18 protein-coding genes are annotated in these 20201 nt (G+C 57.3%); 5 read left to right on the top strand and 13 right to left on the bottom strand.

Annotated elements, in window-relative coordinates:
• Positions 1 to 26: 26 nt before the first annotated feature.
• The 10 genes from VF694_RS04750 to kynU form a co-directional block, all read right to left on the bottom strand.
• A complete protein-coding gene (locus tag VF694_RS04750) occupies positions 27 to 728 on the bottom strand; it encodes a TerC family protein (protein ID WP_059318540.1) in 702 nt (233 codons plus the stop codon).
• A 382-nt stretch (positions 729 to 1110) separates the two neighbouring features.
• Positions 1111 to 1920, bottom strand: a complete 810-nt coding sequence (locus VF694_RS04745; RefSeq protein WP_131071253.1) for a phosphodiesterase — start codon at positions 1918 to 1920, stop codon at positions 1111 to 1113.
• 9 nt (positions 1921 to 1929) lie between these two features.
• Positions 1930 to 2772 (bottom strand): carbohydrate ABC transporter permease, encoded by an 843-nt coding sequence (locus VF694_RS04740; protein WP_059318538.1) that lies wholly within the window; start codon positions 2770 to 2772, stop codon positions 1930 to 1932.
• The gene (locus VF694_RS04735) at positions 2772 to 3662 is read right to left on the bottom strand and encodes a carbohydrate ABC transporter permease (RefSeq protein WP_440163842.1); all 891 of its coding nucleotides are present in this window, start codon (positions 3660 to 3662) and stop codon (positions 2772 to 2774) included. The genes VF694_RS04740 and VF694_RS04735 overlap by 1 nt, the downstream gene beginning before the upstream one ends.
• Before the next feature lie 12 nt (positions 3663 to 3674).
• Entirely contained in the window at positions 3675 to 4937 is a 1263-nt protein-coding gene (locus tag VF694_RS04730; RefSeq protein ID WP_003804003.1) for an ABC transporter substrate-binding protein, read from the bottom strand.
• A gap of 19 nt (positions 4938 to 4956) precedes the next feature.
• The gene (locus tag VF694_RS04725; RefSeq protein WP_003804005.1) at positions 4957 to 6051 is read right to left on the bottom strand and encodes an ABC transporter ATP-binding protein; all 1095 of its coding nucleotides are present in this window, start codon (positions 6049 to 6051) and stop codon (positions 4957 to 4959) included.
• Entirely contained in the window at positions 6048 to 6818 is a 771-nt protein-coding gene (locus VF694_RS04720; RefSeq protein WP_003804007.1) for a DeoR/GlpR family DNA-binding transcription regulator, read from the bottom strand. The genes VF694_RS04725 and VF694_RS04720 overlap by 4 nt, the downstream gene beginning before the upstream one ends.
• A gap of 170 nt (positions 6819 to 6988) precedes the next feature.
• Positions 6989 to 8851: an amidohydrolase gene (locus tag VF694_RS04715; RefSeq protein WP_440163840.1), complete on the bottom strand. Its 1863-nt coding sequence runs from the start codon at positions 8849 to 8851 to the stop codon at positions 6989 to 6991.
• Between the two features lie 167 nt (positions 8852 to 9018).
• Positions 9019 to 10392, bottom strand: a complete 1374-nt coding sequence (locus tag VF694_RS04710; protein ID WP_240208929.1) for an amino acid permease — start codon at positions 10390 to 10392, stop codon at positions 9019 to 9021.
• A gap of 36 nt (positions 10393 to 10428) precedes the next feature.
• Positions 10429 to 11679, bottom strand: coding sequence for a kynureninase (gene kynU / locus VF694_RS04705; protein ID WP_003804016.1), 1251 nt, complete (start codon positions 11677 to 11679; stop codon positions 10429 to 10431).
• 143 nt (positions 11680 to 11822) lie between these two features.
• Here kynU and VF694_RS04700 point away from each other — a divergent pair, with 143 nt between their 5' ends.
• Positions 11823 to 12284 (top strand): Lrp/AsnC family transcriptional regulator, encoded by a 462-nt coding sequence (locus tag VF694_RS04700; RefSeq protein ID WP_003804018.1) that lies wholly within the window; start codon positions 11823 to 11825, stop codon positions 12282 to 12284.
• 42 nt (positions 12285 to 12326) lie between these two features.
• On the opposite strand, the gene VF694_RS04695 is transcribed toward VF694_RS04700, so the two are convergent.
• Positions 12327 to 13031, bottom strand: coding sequence for a GntR family transcriptional regulator (locus VF694_RS04695; protein WP_059318535.1), 705 nt, complete (start codon positions 13029 to 13031; stop codon positions 12327 to 12329).
• Between the two features lie 114 nt (positions 13032 to 13145).
• Positions 13146 to 13574, bottom strand: coding sequence for a hypothetical protein (locus tag VF694_RS04690; protein WP_059318534.1), 429 nt, complete (start codon positions 13572 to 13574; stop codon positions 13146 to 13148).
• Between the two features lie 468 nt (positions 13575 to 14042).
• Between VF694_RS04690 and lldP the strand changes: the two genes are divergently transcribed.
• From lldP to dld, 4 genes are all read left to right on the top strand, one after another.
• Positions 14043 to 15710 (top strand): L-lactate permease, encoded by a 1668-nt coding sequence (lldP, locus tag VF694_RS04685; RefSeq protein ID WP_003804023.1) that lies wholly within the window; start codon positions 14043 to 14045, stop codon positions 15708 to 15710.
• Between the two features lie 77 nt (positions 15711 to 15787).
• Positions 15788 to 16567, top strand: coding sequence for a transcriptional regulator LldR (gene lldR, locus VF694_RS04680; protein WP_003804025.1), 780 nt, complete (start codon positions 15788 to 15790; stop codon positions 16565 to 16567).
• On the top strand, positions 16564 to 17703 hold the full coding sequence (gene lldD, locus VF694_RS04675) for an FMN-dependent L-lactate dehydrogenase LldD (protein ID WP_003804027.1): 1140 nt from the start codon (positions 16564 to 16566) through the stop codon (positions 17701 to 17703). Before lldR ends, lldD begins: the two co-directional genes overlap by 4 nt.
• A 2-nt stretch (positions 17704 to 17705) precedes the next feature.
• The gene (dld, locus tag VF694_RS04670; protein WP_003804029.1) at positions 17706 to 19427 is read left to right on the top strand and encodes a D-lactate dehydrogenase; all 1722 of its coding nucleotides are present in this window, start codon (positions 17706 to 17708) and stop codon (positions 19425 to 19427) included.
• A 135-nt stretch (positions 19428 to 19562) separates the two neighbouring features.
• Here the strand turns inward: dld and VF694_RS04665 are convergent, their stop codons facing one another.
• A complete protein-coding gene (locus VF694_RS04665; RefSeq protein ID WP_131071246.1) occupies positions 19563 to 20114 on the bottom strand; it encodes a GNAT family N-acetyltransferase in 552 nt (183 codons plus the stop codon).
• Positions 20115 to 20201 lie beyond the last annotated feature (87 nt).

Here is a 20201-nt window from a genome sequence, read left to right as displayed (position 1 = left end):
TTATACGGGCTGTTTCAATTTCAGACTCAGGCAGCCTGCTTGCGCTTGTAGGCCGCAATACCGTGACCCAACGCGACAATCAGCAAGGCACCAGCCACTTCCGCAGCCAGCTTGATGGTGGTGCTAGGCTCGCCGAAGTACTCGATGTATTTAACGTCCGTCACCAGCATGCCGCCGGCAATCCAGCCCAGCAACGCGGCGCCCAGCGTTACCACAATGGGGAAACGGTCGATCAGCTTCAGAACCAGTGTGCTGCCCCAGATAATGATGGGCACGCTCACCACCAGACCAAAGACCACCAGACCAATCTGATGATCCGGGTCCGCCGTCTGAGCGGCACCCGCAATCGCGATCACGTTATCCAGACTCATCACAAAGTCCGCGATAATAATGGTCTTGATGGCCTTCCACAAGGTTGCCCCCCCTTCCACATTGCCGTGACCATCTTCCTCGGGGATCAGCAGCTTGACGCCAATCCAGACCAGCAACAAGGCACCCACCACTTTCAGGAATGGAACGGACAGCAAGGTCAGAGCAAACGCGATCAGGACAACGCGCAGACCAATCGCCCCTGCCGTTCCCCACAAAATACCTTTTACGCGCTGCTGTGCAGGCAAGTTGCGACATGCCAGGGCAATCACCACAGCATTATCGCCCCCCAGCAATATATCGATCAGGATGATCTGAAATACCGCCGCCCAACTCATTGTCTGCAAAAATTCAATCATTTATAAGACCGCCTTTTCATATTGTTTAATTGAAACCCGACGACCATCTTGCATGACTGTACAACGAGAAAATGACCGCTGTTGTACAAAACAAAAATGGCCTGATCCATTAAGGACACAGGCCATCTTTTTTGAGGATGCACCTTGCCCATGAATGGCAAGGTCTCGCTTGCAACCCTAAGGCTGCCCGGGCACCGGGAATCGGTGAAAAACACAAATTGCCGTGATGACGATGCGCCGGAAAGTAAGCTACTCCCCCTGATAGTTCGCAAGTATAGCGATCTTGTGGCAAACAACAAAGCGTTTCGCCGAACATGGCGGTTTTTCAGTACACGTTCGAAGACCGCGTTGCATGCCAACCTCAAAATCGACCGCCCCGCATTTACAGACACTTCAACGCGTTCAGGTCTCCCGTGTACGGAAAGCGCAGCTCTTCGTAAGCAAAGGGCTGAAAATGCACGGTCAGACCGTCTGCATTGGGCAGGATCACCGCGTAGCTGGCCGGTTCAAAAGTGGACGTTGCCGCTCCCTCGCGCTCCAGATCCAGTTCATGCTGATGGTTGGTGCCACTGACCGTTACAAAGTGCAGACCGTTCCACACGCCGCTGGCACAGCGATGCACATGACCGGAAAACAAATGTACGGGTGCTGGGTGCGCCTTCAACGCAGGCAGTAGCTCCAGGGCATTGCTCAAACGCAGCCAGTCCATGGAGGGATACTGCAAGGCGGGCAAAGGATGGTGCGAGAACAGCATCACCGGCCCGTTATGCGAGGCCAGTTCCTGCTGCAACCACTGCAAACGCCGCGCGCACAGATAACCGTTGGTGTAGCTGTCCTCCAAGGTATCCAGATAAATCAGACGCCAATCGCCCCTGGTTTCGGCATATTGCACAAACCCGGGCAAATCGGTCCTGGCGTCTGGAAATACCCGCTGAAACGCACTGCGGCTATCGTGATTGCCCATCAACAAGCGCACGGGCGGAATCAAGTCTAGCAAGCCTTCACGCAGGCGCTCGTACGCGCGTGGGTGACCGGCATGGGTCAGATCGCCCGTCAGCACGCACAGATCCGCATCGGCATGATGGCGATTAATGTGCTGCACACAGTGACGCAAGCGATCCAGAGGGTCCGAACCAAACAACAGGCCATCGGGCGGGGTAATGTGCAAATCCGAAAACTGGATAATCTTCATCAGAATTCCTTAACGAATGCCGGCGCGCAAAAAAGCCTGCATGAACTGCTTTTGAAACAGCAGAAAGCCCAGCAATAGCGGCAGGATCGTCATGATGGTGGCGGCGCTGATCAGGGAAATGCTGACACCACTTTCAGGCGCGCCAAACAGGGACAAGCCCACAGTCAAAGGCCGTGTGTGATCCGAGCTGCTGATCACCAATGGCCATAAAAAATTGTTCCAGTGCGTTGACACCGACACCAGGGCATAAGCCAGGTAAACAGGCTTGACCAAGGGTACATACACACGCCACAACACCCCCAAACGGCTACAGCCCTCCAGACGCGCCGCCTCTTCCAGCTCACGCGGCACCTGCTTGAAGGCCTGACGCAGCAGGAATACCCCAAACGCACTGGCCATATAAGGCACACCCATGCCCCATACCGTATCGGTCCAGCCCAGCCAGGCCACCATGCGGTAATTTTCCACAATCAGCACTTCGGGCAAAATGAACAATTGCAACAGCAGCAGCATGAACAGAAACTGGCTGCCAAAGAAACGAAAGCGGGCAAAGGCGTAGGCAGCCAGCGTACACAGAACAAACTGACCGATCAGAATCGTCAGCACCAACGCGGTCGTATTGAAGATGTAGCGCAGCCAGGGCGCACGATCCCAGGCCGCGGCAAAGTTATCAAAGGTCCAACCTGCGCTCCAGTCAAAACGCAAGGCCGCTGACGGGTCACGAAAAGCAGCCCAGCACGCGTAGAGCAAAGGCGCGATCCACAGCAGGGCCAAAACGTGCGCTCCTACCGTATCCAGTGAGGGCAAACGCAGCGGGCGGCTGGGGGCAGTCAAAACAGTGTCCATGTTCATCACTGGTAGTGCACGCGTCGTTCGGCGTAGCGGAATTGAAAAATAGCGACGGCGCCCAGACCCAACAAGAGCACCACCGTCAGTACGGCAGCCGCGGGCGTATCCATGTAAGCAAAAGCCGTTTCCCAGATCCAGTACAACATCAGCTTGGAAGCGTTATTGGGGCCGCCCTTGGTCAGGATAAAGAGGTGGTCAACCAGTTTGACCGAGTTGATCAATGCATTGATCAGAATGAATAAAGTGGTGGGAGCCAGCAAGGGCAGCAATACACGGTGCCCATATTGCCAGCGGCTTGCGCCTTCCAGACGGGCAGCATCACGCAGTTCGGGCGGGATGGTTTGCAAGGCGGCCAGATAAAAAATCATGAAAAATCCGGCCTCTTTCCAGATGGTCACCACCATGACCGCGCCCAGGGCAGTTTGAGGCTGGCCTAACCAATTGGTGGCCCCGGCGCCAAACAACTTGGCAATCTGATCCAGCAAACCCAGATCCGGCGTGTAAAAAAACAGCCAGAGGTTCGCGGCGGCGATCATGGGCAACATGGTGGGCGTGAAGTAAGCGCAGCGCACCCAGGCACGCATGCTCATGGCCCGGTTGGCCCACAAGGCCATCAGCAAGGCCAGTGCCATGGACACCGGAATCACAATGGCGGCGTACCAAAGATTATTCTTCAGAACCAGCCAGAAAGTCGGGTCAGCCAGCATGGCATCGTAGTTGTCCATGCCCACAAACTGGGCCGGACGACGAGCCGTGCCTTTACTTAACAGGCTGGACCAAAACGTGTGCAGCGCCGGGATAAAGGCAAACACGCTTAGCAGCACAAACAGCGGCGTCAGCAAGAGGTAGGCAAATACCCACTCTTTACGCAGCACACGCAATGGTTCAGCCATTCCTGCACCTGCTTAGTTGAAAGGACGCAGCAAGCGATCCGCGGCGGCCTGGGCCTCATCCAGGGCGGCTTGAGGCGTCTTGGCATTGGTCAGCACGGCCTGCACGGCGTTGGACAACAGTTCACGCACACGCGCTGTTTCGTACGTGGCAAACTCGGGCGAGGCCACGGCCAGTTGATCACGCGCTACCACGGCCTGTGGAAAGGTCTTGGCGTAGTCAAGCAGCGCCTGTGTTTCGTAGGCTGCAGGGCTGACACCCACATAGCCCGTGGCCATGGACCACTTGGCAGCACGCTCGGGGGCCGTCATCCAGCGCACGAAATCCAATGCGGCTTTTTTCTGCTCGTCATTAGCGCCCTTGAACAGGTAGAAGTTGCCACCGCCGGTAGGAGAAGCCGCTTTTTCCTTGGCGGGCAGCATGGCCACGCCAAAGTCGAACTTCGCTTCGTTCTTGACGGCCGTCAGGTTGCCCGTGGTGTGCCACATCATGGCGGTCTTGCCCTGCACGAAGGCCTGGCGCAAGGTACCCCATTCAATCGTGCCCGCGGGGCTGACCTTGTGCTTGTAGGCCAGATCGTGGAAGAACTGCAGCGCTTGCACCGACTTGGGATCATTGAAGTAGACCTGCGTGCCTTCTTCATTCATCAACTGACGGCCGTTTTGCAAGGCCATGGCCTGGAACATCCAGTAGGGATAGCCCGTCGATGGAATCATCAAGCCGTGATGCTTGTCATTAGTCAGTTTCTGGGCAGTTTGCACCAGCTCGTCCCACGTCTTGGGAGCTTGATCGGGGTTCAGACCCGCCTCACGGAACATATCCTTGTTGTAGAACATGACGATGGTCGAACGCTGAAAGGGAATGCCCCAGACCTTGCCCTCCAAGGTGCCGTTAGCCATCAACGCAGGGTAAAAGCTCTTGAGCCAGTCCTGGCTGGGGGCATCCTGAGCCACATCGCTAAAAGCCTCGACCAGGCCCTGCTCCACCAGATCATGCGTATCCAGTGCGCCCAGCACAGAAAGCTGCACCGGCTCGCCCGCACGCAGGGCCGACAAGGCACGCACCCGCGTTTCATCGTAGTTGCCGGAATAGACGGCCTTCACGGTCACTTCCGGGTTCTGGGCCTGATAGTCCTTGATCATTCCATCGACCACCTCGGTCAGCGGACCACCCACGGCAATCGGGTAATACATGGTCAATTCCACCGCGCTGTGGGCACTGGTGCCCAGGCCCATCAATAAAGCGCTGGAAGTGGCAAGCAGACAATTCTTCAACATGAGTAGACTCGCAGTACGTTTAGGGAACAACAGCAAAAGAAGCAGCGGTCAGCGCATCGGCAGACGGTGTCGGCAGGCGAGCGCCGCTGTCCTGATTAAAGTAAAAAGCGTCAGCGGGATGCCAGCTCAGACCACAACGTGTACCCGCCTCGAAACGGTGGCTGTGCGGGGCACGCACGATCAAGGTATGCCCATCATCAAGTCGCACGTACACATAAGCATCTGCCCCCTGAAATTCCTGATGCACCACGGTGGCCGCCACAAACTGCTCGCCCGCCTCGTGCAGGTTCAGGTTTTCGGGGCGCACGCCCACCAGTACACGATGCGGCTGGTCGTACTGCCGACGTGAAGGCCACAGTCCCAGGGGCACTTGGTCACTGTGAATCATCATCATGGGCGGGCTGCCGATGAAACTGGCGGTAAAGACACTCATAGGCTGGCCATACAGGTCCTGGGCACGGCCCTGCTGTTCAATACGCCCGGCATTGAGCAACACCACGTGATCCGCCATCCCCATCGCCTCGGTCTGGTCGTGAGTGACATAGACCACCGTCAATCCCAGACGCTGTTGCAGGGAGCGAATTTCGTGGCGCACGGTGTGACGCAGCTTGGCGTCCAGATTCGACAAGGGCTCGTCCATCAAGCAAATGCGATGCCCTGAGACAATGCTGCGCGCCAGGGCCACCCGCTGTCGCTGCCCTCCCGAGAGCTGGCCGGGTCTGCGCTCTTGCAGCCCTTCCAGATTGGTCAGGGCCAAGGCCTCGCGCAGACGCTCTTGTTGCTGCCGGCGGTCCGCACGGCGCACCTGCAAGCCGAACAAGATGTTGTCGGCCACATTTAAATGGGGAAACAGGGCGTAGGACTGGAACACCATGCTCAAGCCGCGCTTGGCGGGTTCCATATGGGTGGCATCGTGCCCATTAATCAGCAAACGGCCCTGATCGGGCGCTTCCAGCCCGGCAATAATGCGCAGCAAGGTCGATTTGCCACAGCCCGATGGGCCCAGCAAGGCCGTGAATTTTCCTTCCTGAATGGTCAGATCCATCTGCTTGAGCACAGCCTGCTCGCCCCAGGATTTGACTATGCCCTGCAACTCGATCGCGCTGCGGCTCATACCTGCACCTCATCCGCAATCACAAGCTGAACACGCGCAGGAATCTGATCGCGGTAAGGTTCGGGAATGGGCTGATCGCTGACCAGAATATCCACATCGTCCAAGGAGCCGCTGCGCACCGGGGCGCGCCGACCGAACTTGGTATGGTCCAGCACCAGAATCCGCACCCGGCAATTGCCCCGCAGCGCCTTGTGGCAGTCGGACTCGGCCATATCAAAGTCCAGCAAGGCACCATCCGAATCAAAGCCCCCAACCCCGGACACCCCGAAATCTGCCTTGAAGCTGTTGAACAGCCGTTCGGCACCGGGGCCCAGAATTTCAGGATTGGGTTGTCGCAGCTCGCCCCCCGTCAGCACCACGCGATGGCTCATATTGTGCGACAGGGCCAAGGCGGCACTGATGTTGTTGGTCACCACCGTAAGATCTCGGTGATCTGCCAACGCCAAGGCAACTTGTTCGGGAGTGGTGCCAAAACCCAGCAGCAGGCTGGCACCGGCAGGGATCAGCTTGGCAACGGCTCGACCAATACGGGCCTTGGCTTGCAAGTGGGTAATGCGGCGCGTTTGAAAAGGCGCATTGCGCTCGACCACGTTCAGCTCGGCGCCGCCATGACGACGACGCACCAGATCGGCCTCATACAGGTGGTTCAGGTCGCGCCGTATCGTCTGGGGCGTCACCCCGAAATGCGCGGCCAGGCCATCAACGGACACCGCCCCCTGGGCGGCGAGCAAATCCACAATAATGCTTTGCCTGACGGATAGGTTCATAACACGGCATACAGGTTTCGTTTGAATACCTGGCAGTGTAGGAACGCGACATGACGACTCAGTGACGCTCAGATGAAAGTTTTATGACGCCGACATGTTCATATGAACATGTCGGCGCTCAATCCAGACAGCATTCGCGCCGGCCGCCTGGTGTCAGTGACGGACTGGCCTTACTCAAAACCTTGCAACAGAGCCCCCATCAGCAGCTCAGGCCCATGTGCGTGCTCTGCAGCGCCTGTTTCAGATGCCTGGTGTTGCCACTCATTCAGAAAACGGGAAAGCATCTGCCCAGTCTGCGCCTGGCTGAGTTGCTCGTTCTCCGATGCCTCGTCCTGTTCATAAATGAGCTTGCCTCGCTTGATGGTCTGAACCACGCGCAAGCTGGCCAATTGCTCGGGATCGACCGCTGTCGGATCTTGCGACAGGACAACAAAGTCCGCCAGTTTGCCCGGCTCAATCGACCCTTTTTCCTTCTCCTCAAAATGCTGGAAAGCCGGCCAGATCGTCATTGCCTTCAGGGCCGTCATGACATCTACCCTCTGATCCGGCCCCAAAATATCGCCCGATCGGGTGCGACGCGTGACGGTCGCCGACAACACCCGCATGGAATCCGGGAAGGCCACGGGCGCATCGTGGTGGGTTGAAAACATCAAGCCATGCTCACGCACCCAGCCAGTGGGAGAAATATTGTCGGCATTGACCGGCCCCACCGTACGGTCACGGTGCCAGTCTCCCCAATAAAAGGTGTGCATGGGGAACAAGGACGGAAAGACATCCAGGTCTGCTATGGCCGCTATCTGGTCCCGGCGCAGAAACTGCCCGTGAATCAAGACGGCCCGCCGATCCCGGGGACCATACTTTTCACGTGCTGTTTTAATCGCAGCCAACAGCAGATCCGAGGCGGCCTCCCCATTCGCGTGAGTCAGCAGCTGTATATCGTTCTTGAAGGCCCAGTCCACCGAATCAAACACCTGGTCGGGCGTGACCGCTGCGTACCCCCGGTAATCGGCGCGGTAACCTGCTGGTGGCTTGTAATAGGGGCGGTCGCGATAGGCCGTAAACCCCTGAGGGGAGCCATCAATCGTGAGCTTGGCACCGGCCACCCGAAAGCCATCGGTGTAGCGCCGCGATACATGACGCGCGATAAAGTCCCGGTCCTGGAGCACATCGACGTAGGCAGCGACATCAATATCGATCTTGCCCGCCGACGCCGCGGCCTGCATCAAAGGCACCGTATCGGACGTGGCCCGCCCTTCCTGTCCGGTCGTGTAGCCGTAACGCTTTAACAGATCGGTCCCGGCCACAAACAGGGCCTGAACCTGCTCGGGTGTGAGTTTGCCCATCTGGCTGGCCACGCTTGAAAAAAAGGCCATCTCTTCGAGCACCCCATTGGGTTGGGTGCTGCCCTCTTCCCGCCGAATGACACCGCCTGCCGGGTCCGGGGTCTGGGCGGAAATGCCCGCCATCTCCAGCGCCTTGCTGTTGAGCACGCCAATGTGGCTGGACTGATGAATGATGATGATCGGCACGGACTCGGACACTGCATCCAATTCCTGTCGCGTGGGGTGGCGCTGCTCTGCCAGTTGGGCGTCGTCATACCCAAAGCCCAGGATCAAGCCCACCTGCCTGGTTTTACCTTGCTCATCCAGCCATTGCCGGAGCGTCTCCTGCAAACTGGCGATGTCTTTGACCGCCCCATCCGGGGGCGATAGCAGATTGGCGGACATGGCCTGCACACCAATCATGAAGGCGTGGCTGTGCGCATCCACAAACCCCGGCAGCAAAGCCTTGCCCTGCAGGTCGATCACAGAGGTGTTTGGACCTTTATAGGCTTGCATCGCCTGCAAGGTACCCACATCCAGAATCCGCCCCTCCTTGACCGCGACCGCTTCGGCAGCAGTCTGGCTGTCACTCATCGTCAAGACCGGCCCGCCCATCCAGATCTGATCGGCCGTTTCCGCTGTCCAGGCCGAGCCAGCCATCACCAGACTGCCCGCCAGCACAGACACTTTCAGAATGTTTTTGAACCACATATGCTCCCCTTTCTGCTCAGAAAAAAGTGGCCAACTCGTTTACTGTGCCACAAGGAGACCGGCTCTGTCCTGCTGTCTGTATCGGTTTGCTGGCCATGCTGCCGCTCATTCGTGCCAAGCCCCAGACTGAGCACGAATGAACGGGACCACGCTATGCGGCTACACGGTTACGCGACTCGGCTTTTTGAGCGTACAACATAAATCACGATCAAGGTCAGCAAGAACGGCACACCAAACAAAAGGGTGTAATGGAAGATATTGATGAACCAGGTGGTAATCAGAATCGCCACAATACCGATCAGACCCAGCAAGGTGCCGATGGGATAGGCCGGCATCCGGAAACGCAGCTGCACCCCTTCCTGCGCCACGCGGCGGCGGAAAAACAAATGGGTCAGGAAAATCATGCCCCAGGTAAACAGGGCACCGAACATGGACAAGGCAATCATCACCGGGAACGCCGTTTCCGGATTGTAGGCATACACCACGGCCGCCACACCCACCCCGCTGGCCGACAAAGCCAGGGCATTTAACGGCACTCCATTGCGTGCCACCTTACCCAGTACCAGTGGCGCATCCCCCGCACGCGACAGGCTGAACATCATGCGTGTAGAAATGTAGAGCATGCTGTTCATGGCCGACAAAGCAGCAATAATCACGATGAAATTCAAAATGCTGTCTGCATAAGGAATGCCCACCGACTGCATCACCGTAATGAAGGGGCTGCTTGTGCCATCTGCAATCAGCACCTGCCAGGGCACCAGCATCACAATCAGGGACAGAGACAAGAGGTAGAAAATGATCAAGCGCCAGATGGTTGCCTTGAACGCCTGGCGCACCGCCTGCTCAGGGTTTTCTGCCTCGCCCGCCGCAACCGCAATCATCTCGATACTCAGATAACTGAAGATGGAAATAATCACGCCCACCCAGACTCCATACCAGCCATTGGGCATGAAGCCACCCTGGCCCAACAGGTTTTCCTGCACCTGTGCGGGCTGGTAATAACCCGTCAACATGCCAATGGCCAAGACGATAAAAGCAATAATGGCAAATACCTTGATCAGGGCAAACCAATACTCCACCGAGCCGAATGCTTTAACGCTATAGGCATTGACCGCAATCAGCACGGCCGAGAAAAAGACGATCCAGATCCACGGCGACACCTCCGGAAACCAGAACTTCATGTAGTCGGCCACCGCCGTCACCTCAGTGCCGACAGCCAGCACAATGCAGGCCCAATAGCTGTAGCGCACCAGAAAACCGGCCAGCGGATGAATATAAAACTCGGCATACGCGCCAAAGGAGCCCGAGGTAGGATGTTCTACCGTCATCTCTGCCAGGCACCCCATCAGCACCAGGGCAATAAAACCACCAATGACGTAGCTCAGCACCACCCCGGGTCCCGCAAAGCCAATAGCAAACTTGCTGCCCAGGAACAGGCCGGTACCAATGGCCCCCCCGATCGCAATCATGCTCATCTGACGGGCATTCAGCCTCTTGTGCAGTCCGGCCTCGCGCGATTGAATCTGTTCAAATCGGCTCATGTCTCCTCCTTATGATTGTTTTTTTAATGAGTGCGATCAAGTCACCTTGGAGCGGGTTTTGTAGGCCGGCTTGTCCCATTCCCTGTCCGTCAGCACCGCCTTGAGATGCTGGACGGCCTGCCAGATATCCACAAAAGACAGATACAAAGGGGTAATGCCAAATCGCATCACTTCAGGTTCGCGATAGTCGCCAATCACACCCCGTGCAATCAGGGCCTGAACAACGGCGTAACCTTGCTCATGCGCAAAACTGACATGACTGCCGCGGAAATGATGATCGCGGGGCGTGATCAGGCGCAAGCCAAACTCGGCACATTCCTGCTCGACCAGACGGATGAACAGGTCAGTCAAGGCCAGGGATTTACGACGCACGGCCTGCAAATCGGTTTGCAAGAAAACGTCCACGCCACAGGCAACCAGGCTCAGGGACACAATAGGCTGGGTACCGCACAAGAAACGCTCGATTCCGCTGGCCGCCTCATAAGAGGGGCTCATGGCAAAAGGATGCTTGTGCCCCCACCAACCCGACAAAGGCTGACTGATCTTGTCAAGCAGCTCGGGATTCACCCACAACAGGGCCGGTGCGCCAGGACCGGCGTTCAGATACTTGTAGGTGCAGCCAATTGCAAAATCAGAGCCGCTGGCTTTGAGCTCGATGGGCAAGGCGCCCGCCGAGTGGCACAAGTCCCAGATCACCAGCGCATGGTGCTCATGTGCCAGACGGTTAGTGGCCTGCATATCGTGCAGATAGCCGGTACGATAATTCACATGGGACAAGACCACCACGGCAGTTTCGTCATTGATGGCGGTTTTCAGGTCGGCCGGCTCATCAATCAATTCCAGCCTATAGTCTTTACCAAAAAAGGCGTTAAACCCTTCAATGATGTACAGATCCGTTGGAAAAGAGTCGCGCTCGGCCAGGATGACTTTCTTTTGCGGATGACGCTCTTTTTGCAAATTGACAGCCGCAGCCAGAACCTTGAACAGATTGACCGAGGTACTGTCACTCACGATGGTTTCGCCCTGACCAGCACCGATCAGCGAAGACATCTGATCGCCCAGGCGCACAGGCAAGGTCCACCAGCCTGCCTTGTTCCAGCTGTTGATCAAGTCGGTACGCCATTCCTGGGCAATCACTTGCTGCGCACGCTCCATCGCGTGTCGGGGCATGGCGCCCAAGGAATTTCCATCCAGATAAATCGTGTTGGGTGGCAGATCAAACCTGGCTTTGAAGCCAGCCAGTTCGTCGGCCTGATCCCACTGCTCGCATTGCTGCAAGGTAATCATGTTCATGCTCCTCGATTCTGCTTTTTACGTCATTTAGTCTAGCATCGAGGCTCTGGCAAATTATTCCAAAGTGACGAACATTATGATTAAATTTGGAAGAAAAATCGTTTTTTAAAAACTCTTTTCGAAGATAATTCTAAAACATGAGACTAGACGAGACAGACCTTAAAATCCTGCGTCTTTTGCAGGATAACGGCAGACTCAGCAACCAAGAACTGGCTGATCTGGTGGCCCTTTCCCCTTCCTCCTGCCACCGACGCGTGAAAATCCTGGAGCAGGAAGGACTCATTGAAAACTACAGCGCCAACTTGAGCGCCAGCAAACTGGGTTTTGCCATTGAAGCCTTTGTAGAAGTGAATATCGCCCAGCTCAATGAAAGCGAACACCAGTACCTGAGCAAAGCACTGGCCACCATGGATGAAGTCCTGCATGCCTACATCGTGACGGGTCAGGCCAACTACATGCTGCACATCCGCACGCGCAATTTCGAGACTTTCTCCAACTTTGTCGTTCACAAGCTCAATACCCTGCGCGGCGTCACCAAAATCCATTCACAGATTGTGCTGTCCTGCATCAAAGCCAAGGGGCAACGCTTGCCGGTGTAACCGCCGTCGCGGCACGGGCTGGCATAAAGCCAACGCTTGCACTCAGAGGTAATTGAGCGTGAAGCGGCGTTTGAAATGCTCGCTGCGCCACCAGCCCCTGCCACTTTGTACCGGTTTGTCATCGACATCGAACAAGTCGATACGCTGCACGATCACTGCCTGGTTTTCCTTGATCCACAACTGCTTGGCCATCTCCGCTGAGGCATCGGCCATGCTGATCTCTTCTTGCGCATGCTTGATGGGCACATTCAGCACAGAGGTCAGCATCTCCACCATGGTGCGGGTTTCCAGATCCTGTTGCCCAAGACGTTCGCCAATCGAGCGCAGCACGTAGTTTTCTGCAAAATAAAGCGGCACGGCAGACTTGTAGCGCACCGCTTGCAGCTTATACACCGGCTCGTCGGACGCAAAGAATTCGGCAATCTCCGCCGGAGGGGCGACCAATTCCCACCGGGCAACCTTGGTACTGGTGTCCTTGCCCAGCTGGACCAGATCATTGAGGGAGTTCAGCTCCCAGGAACCTGTATTCTTGCGCTCCAGCACAAAGGAGCCACGGCTGGGAAAGCGCTCGATCAGGCCATTACGGGTCAGGATTGCCAGACCCTGCCGTACCGTAATGCGGCTGACACCAAACATTTCCCCCAGCTCGGCTTCCGTGGGCAAACGGTCGCCCGGCTTTAAACGACCGTCCTGGATATAGCGGGTCAGCTTGTCAGCAAGCTGTTCGTAGAGCGGTTTTGTACTCACTGCGTAATTTCATCCCCATTGATGGCCATGTGCGGCTGGCCCCACCCACCTGCGGTATTCACCCTGCTGTGTTCAGCCGTCTCTCCTGGCTTTCCCTGCCTGCAAAGCACCTTGTTACTCGCGCTCCAAGAGCCCTTTAATCAGAAACATCTCGGCTTCGTGGACGCAACAGATCTGCTCCCAGGCGGCATCGCTTTGCGTGGCCAGGCGCCAGGTGAGCAAGCTCACTACACATTTATCCGCCCCCAGCTTGAGCACCTCGCCGGGAATGACACGCGACATATTGCGAAACTGCATCGCCTCTTTGCTGGCCCCCACGTCGTAATCCACCTGCAAACGCGCTGCATCCACATTCAGACGCACATAGGTTTCCTGACCGCTAAAGACCGAGGTTCCCTTGAACAAGCCTGGTTCCACTTCGCTACGGTTCGCACTGCCCCAAGCCCACTGACCTTGCAGGAGGCCATCGGACATGATTTCAAAAGCGACCTGTGCCGGGCGCTCCACCAAGATGCTGCTGGAATGACAATGTGGGTCTTTCACTGACTGGCTCCTGTTCCATCGTTATTGTTATGACAATAAAAACATTGTCATATCAAAATCCCGCTCCCACTAGACGGGAAAACACGTATTAGCCACGAGCAAAAGGACACGCAGACTCCGGCCCCTCCCAACGCAAACAGACGATAGTGTCCTTGGTAGTCCGGTATGGCGACCAGTGTCTTCTTCTGCACAAAACGCCCTTTTTCCCCTATGAAGCCACGCTAGGAACGCTAGCGTTGACCTCCTTCACACCCCACTGCCGCCCTTAAATTGGTCAGACCAATTATTGGCAGAAAAAGACATTGAGTTTTAAATTATTAGGGTAAACACTTACGTTCAATCAAATTACCCTTTGGATACAATGCGTTCTACTCTCGACCACACCCTTAATGGTCAGACCAATTTGGCGACCTACTGGTACGCTTCCCCTACAAGCGCCCCCCTTTGCTCCTGCGGAGATAGAAGAACATGCAACAAGCGTGGCTGCAGCAATACGATCCCACCGGCAATATCTGGCTGTCGGCCCTGATCGCCCTTATTCCCATCATCTTTTTTTTCCTGGCCCTGACCAAGTTGCGCATGAAGGGCTATCAGGCAGGCACCATTACCGTGCTGCTGGCACTGGGCGTAGCCCTGTTTTTCTATCGCATGCCCGTCTCCACCGCCTTCGCTTCGGTGGTCTATGGCTTTTTTTACGGACTGTGGCCCATCGCGTGGATCATTGTGGCAGCCGTATTCCTGTACAAGATTTCGGTAAAAACCGGACAGTTCGACATTATTCGTGCCTCTATCCTGTCCATCACCCCTGACCAGCGCCTGCAGCTGATTCTGGTCGGTTTTTGCTTCGGGGCGTTTCTGGAAGGCGCGGCCGGCTTCGGCGCTCCCGTCGCCATTACCGCAGCTCTGTTGGCCGGTCTGGGTTTCCGCCCCTTGTACGCTGCTGGTCTTTGTCTGATTGCCAATACGGCTCCCGTAGCCTTTGGCGCCATGGGCATTCCCATCATTGTGGCTGGCCAGGTCTCGGGCATTGATCCCTTCCATATTGGACAAATGGCCGGTCGCCAACTGCCCTTTATGACCATCATTGTGCTGTTCTGGCTGATGGCCATCATGGACGGCTGGCGCGGCATCAAAGAAACCTGGCCTGCCGTGCTGGTGGGCGGCGGCTCCTTTGCCTTGGTGCAGTTCCTGACGGCCAACTACATTGGCCCCGAACTGCCCGACATTACCTCGGCCCTGGTTTCCCTGGTAGCCCTGACCTTGTTCCTGAAGGTATGGCAGCCCAAGCGCATCTTCCGCTTTGACGAGCAAGAAGCTACACCGGTCCAGAGCGATGTAGCCCAACAAGCTACTCTGCCGCTGACCACCGGTCGCATCATCAAAGCCTGGTCGCCCTTCATCATCCTGACTGTCATGGTCACGATCTGGAGCGTGCAGCCTTTTAAAGTACTGTTTGCCGCCAACGGTCCGCTGGCCTCGACCATTGTGAACATTCCTGTGCCTTTCCTGCACAATCTGGTCGAAAAAGCCCCTCCCGTCGTCGCCTCGGCTACTCCTTATGGCGCGGTCTATGCCTTTAACTGGCTCTCGGCTACCGGCACAGCCATTTTGATTGCCGCCTTGCTGACCATTCTTTTTCTGCGCATGAAGCCCGCCAAAGCAGTGGAAACACTGGGTGAAACCTTCAAGGAACTGGCCGTTCCCATTTACTCGATCGGCATGGTGCTGGCCTTTGCTTTTATCGCCAACTATTCCGGCTTGTCGGCTACTTTGGCCCTGGCCCTGGCCCACACCGGCAAAGCCTTCACCTTCTTCTCCCCTTTCCTGGGCTGGATTGGCGTGTTTCTGACCGGTTCCGATACCTCGGCCAACGCCCTGTTTGGTGCCTTGCAAGCCACCACGGCCCAGCAACTGGGTTTGCCTGAAGTGCTGATGGTCGCGGCCAATACCACGGGTGGCGTGACCGGCAAGATGATCTCTCCCCAGTCCATTGCCATTGCCTGCGCCGCCGTCGGCCTGGCTGGCAAGGAGTCCGACCTGTTCCGCTTCACCGTCAAACACAGCCTGATCTTCGCCGTTCTGATTGGCCTGCTGACCACCCTGCAAGCCTATGTGTTACCTTGGATGATCCCCTAAGGGCCCGCCCTCATCCTTCATCTGCAAGGCCGTAGACTCGCGCCTTGCAGATTTATCTTTTCGGTACCTCAAGAACTATGCGCCTCTCTGATCACGTTGCCCAACAATTGCTGGCGCTCATTCAGTCCAGCGATTTCAAAGCGGGGCAACGTTTGCCCGCCGAACGCACGTTGGCAGCCCAATTGAACGTGTCTCGCGCCTCCTTGCGCGAGGCCATTCAGCAACTGACCAGCCAAGGCATTTTGCGCAGTCAGGTCGGATCAGGTACTTACCTGACCTCTCAAACGCCGCAGTGGACCCAGCGTTCGGTGGACCCGCTGGCCGCCTTGATGCTGTCCGATCCGCAATACCGATACGACGTACTGGAAGCCCGTATCGCACTGGAGAGCAGCACGACCTGGCACGCTGCCTTGCGCGCCTCGCCCGAGGACAAGAGCAAGATCCTGCAATGTTTTGAGCAGATGATCCGCTACCAGCAAAGCGGCGATACCGATCTGTCGGCCCGGGCCGATGCCCAATTCCATCTGGCCGTCGCCGAAGCCTCGCACAATCTGGTTCTGGTTCAGGTCATGCGCGGACTGTTCGATCTGGTGCTGAGCAGCGTGACACAAAACCGCGACATCATCATGTTCGTCCATGACAGTCCCGAAACCCTCACCCACCTGACCGCCCAGCACGAAGCCCTGGTCAAGGCCATTATCGATGGCGACGCGGCCCATGCGCGCCATGTCGTGAACGAACATCTGGGCTACGTACGCAACACGCTTCTTCAGGCGGACGAAGACCTCGCCCGCCGCGAACGTGCCGCGCGCTTGCAGACCTCTCCCTCCGTCTTACCCGACCCCATCCTGCCATGATTATTTCCTCCTCGACCGACTACCGGCGTGCCGCCCAAAAACGGCTGCCTCCCTTTTTGTTCCACTACATTGATGGTGGCGCCTATGCCGAGCACACCCTGCGCCGCAATGTGGACGATCTGGCGGAGGTCGCCCTACGCCAGCGCGTCCTCAAAGACATGAGCCAGCTGGACACCAGCATTGATCTGTTTGGCGAAAAATTGTCCATGCCGGTGGCTCTGTCTCCGGTCGGACTGACGGGTATGTACGCACGCCGGGGAGAAGTTCAGGCTGCCCGGGCCGCCGATGCACGCGGTATTCCCTTTACCATGTCCAGCGTATCCGTGTGCCCGATCGAAGAAGTGGCGCCTCGTCTTAGCCGACCCATGTGGTTTCAGCTCTACGTGCTGAAAGACCGTGGCTTCATGCGCAATGCACTGGAACGCGCCCAGGCTGCCGGTTGCAGCACCTTGGTCTTTACCGTGGATATGCCCGTACCCGGCGCGCGCTACCGTGACGCACACTCGGGCATGAGCGGCCCCAACGCCGCCCTGCGCCGCTACGCTCAGGCCGTCATGCATCCGCGCTGGGCCTGGGATGTAGGTTTGCTGGGTCGTCCGCACGATTTGGGCAATATCTCGCGTTACCTGGGCAAACCCACGGGCCTGGAAGACTATATGGGTTACTTGGGCGCCAACTTTGACCCATCCATCTCCTGGAAGGACCTGGAGTGGATCCGTGAATTCTGGAAAGGCCCCATGCTGATCAAAGGCATCCTGGACCCGGATGATGCCCGCGACGCCGTGCGCTTTGGAGCGGATGGGATCATCGTCTCGAACCACGGTGGCCGCCAGCTTGACGGCGTCCTGTCCTCGGCCCGCGCCCTGCCGGCCATTGCCGATGCTGTCAAAGGCCAGATCAAGATTCTGGCGGACTCCGGTATCCGCAGTGGTCTGGACGTAGTGCGCATGATTGCCCTGGGTGCCGATGCCGCCATGCTGGGACGCGCCTACATCTATGCACTGGCCGCCGCCGGACAATCCGGCGTCGACCACCTGCTGGGCCTGATTGAAAAAGAAATCCGCGTCGCCATGACGCTGACCAGCGTCAGCAGCATCTCTCAGATCACCTCCGAGCTGCTTGTCCGGGAGCCTTGAGAATGACCGCTTCCACCCAACGCACGGATCTGCTGCAGCAACTGCGCTCTATTGTCGGCCAGGCACACGTCCTGACCGACGATCGCAGCACGCGCCGCTATCGCAAGGGCCACCGCACAGGTGAAGGCAAGGTACTGGCCGTGGTTCGGCCCGGAACGCTGCTGGAGCAGTGGCGCAGCCTGCAAGCAGCCGTCGCCGCGGACTGCATCGTGATCATGCAGGCGGCCAACACGGGCCTGACCGGGGGCTCCACCCCCGACGGCGACGACTACGACCGCGACATCGTGTTGATGAACACCATGCGCCTGCAAGGTATACAGGTCATTAACGATGGCGAACAGGTTGTCTGCCTGCCCGGCGCCACGCTGGATCGTCTGGAACAGACACTGGCCCCCCTGGGGCGCGAGCCTCATTCGGTCATTGGTTCCTCCTGTATTGGCGCCTCTGTGCTGGGCGGGGTCTGCAACAACTCCGGCGGTGCCTTGGTACGCCGTGGACCCGCCTACACGGAATTGACCCTGTACGCCCAAGTGCGGGACGATGGCAGTCTGCAACTGGTCAATCACCTGGGTATCCATCTGGGCGACACGCCCGAAGAAATCCTGAGCCGCCTGGAACAGGGCAACTACCGTGCTGCCGACATCCTCAACGATCCGCAACGCAAAGCCAGCGATCCCCGTTACGCCGACGACGTACGCGACGTGGATGCCCAAACTCCTGCCCGTTTCAATGCTGACCCCTCCCGCCTGTACGAAGCCTCGGGCTCAGCGGGCAAGCTGTGCATTTTTGCCGTGCGTCTGGATACCTTTCCCAAAGAATCCAGTACGGTGTTCTACATTGGCACCAATGAGCCGGATGAGCTGACGGCTGTCCGCCGACACCTGCTGACCCAGTTGCCACGCCTGCCCATTGCGGGCGAATACATCCATCGCACCGCTTACGATATTGGTGAGCAGTACGGTAAAGATACGTTCCTGCTCATCGACCGCTTTGGGACTGCCAAAGTGCCCTCCGCCTTTGCGATGAAAAGTCGTATCGACGGCTTTTTTGAACGCTTTGGCTGGCGCGGCGTCACCGATCGTGTGATTCAGGCCGTCATGAATCGTCTGCCCAGTCACCTGCCCGCACGGATGCGGCAATGGCGTGACCGTTTCGAGCATCATCTGCTGCTACGCGTCTCCAACGACACCGCCCAGGCCACCCGCGATTATCTACAGCAACAATTTGGCGACAGCACGCAGGGCGCGTATTTTGAATGTGATGCCGAAGAAGGCCGCAAAGCCTTTTTGCACCGCTTTGCGATCGCCGGTGCCGCCATCCGCTACCGCGAATCCCATCCCAACAGCGTGGAGGACATTGTGGCGCTGGATATTGCCTTGCGCCGCAACGACCGGGAATGGGTAGAGCAGTTGCCCGACGATATGGAGAAAGATATCGTCCACAAACTCTATTACGGTCATTTCCTGTGCCACGTGTTCCATCAGGACTACATCATCAAAAAAGGCGTGGCGCCCCTGGAGATGGAACACCGTATGTGGAAACTACTGGATGAGCGTCAGGCTGAATACCCAGCCGAGCACAATGTGGGCCACCTGTACGTCGCCAAACCCGCACTGGCAGGTTTCTACCGCGAACTGGACCCTACCAACACGTTCAACCCCGGTATCGGTCATACGTCGCGCCGTAAATGGTGGAGTGCATGCTGCGCCGGCAAACACGACTAATTGCCCGCTTCTGGAAGGCTTCACTCCCAGGGGACGTAGCGCTATAGGCAGCACACGCGTTCGTGCTGCTTATAACGTGGTTATCTGAAGGAGTGTGCCGGGGCTTGATAGCGGGGGTCGCGCCGTCGAGCTCCGTCAGGTAGCCAGATGGCAAAGCAGGTGGATATCCTCGGGGTCCAGCGCAAACAAACGTGGGTCCGGCTCGGGTGCGATCACAAAGCCCTGCGCCCTATAAAAGTCCACGGTATTGACTGAAGGCGTGGCCGAGACATAGACCGCCTTCGCCCCCCACAGGATCGCCTGTTTCTTGGCCTGATCCAACAAGCAGGCCCCCATGCCTTGCCCACGCAGCGCCTGGCTGACATGCAGGAAGAAAAGCTGACGCCAATCGCCTTGCGGGCCCAGAGGCAAACGGTCCAAACCCACCGCGGCCACCAGACGGTCATCCTTGAAGACCCCCATAAACCAGGCACCGCGATGAAAGGCCTCCTCGTGTTCCGGATGGTATTTCTCGGGATCGCCTTCTGGCCAGCCACGCAGATCTATCGCCACCTCTTGTTTGTGCAGCACGCCTTCGCGCCATTCATACAAGGCCTCAATTTGCTCGCTGCGATCAATGGACCACACCCAATACAATTCGGTTTCACTCAAGGGGCGCAGCGTCAGGCCAGCAAGCACAAAGGACATGATGATCGGTTTGAAAAATACGGTTTTACAACAGTGAAGGTTAAGCCCAGGCTTGAATCATAGCGTTCCTCCCTCCTCTTGCGAGAC

The organism is Alcaligenes sp. Lyrl_28 (assembly GCF_051948705.1).
Lineage (GTDB): Bacteria > Pseudomonadota > Gammaproteobacteria > Burkholderiales > Burkholderiaceae_B > Alcaligenes > Alcaligenes ammonioxydans.
The sequence above is the reverse complement of the archived record's forward strand: the minus strand, read 5'-3'. Positions and strand labels throughout refer to the sequence as shown.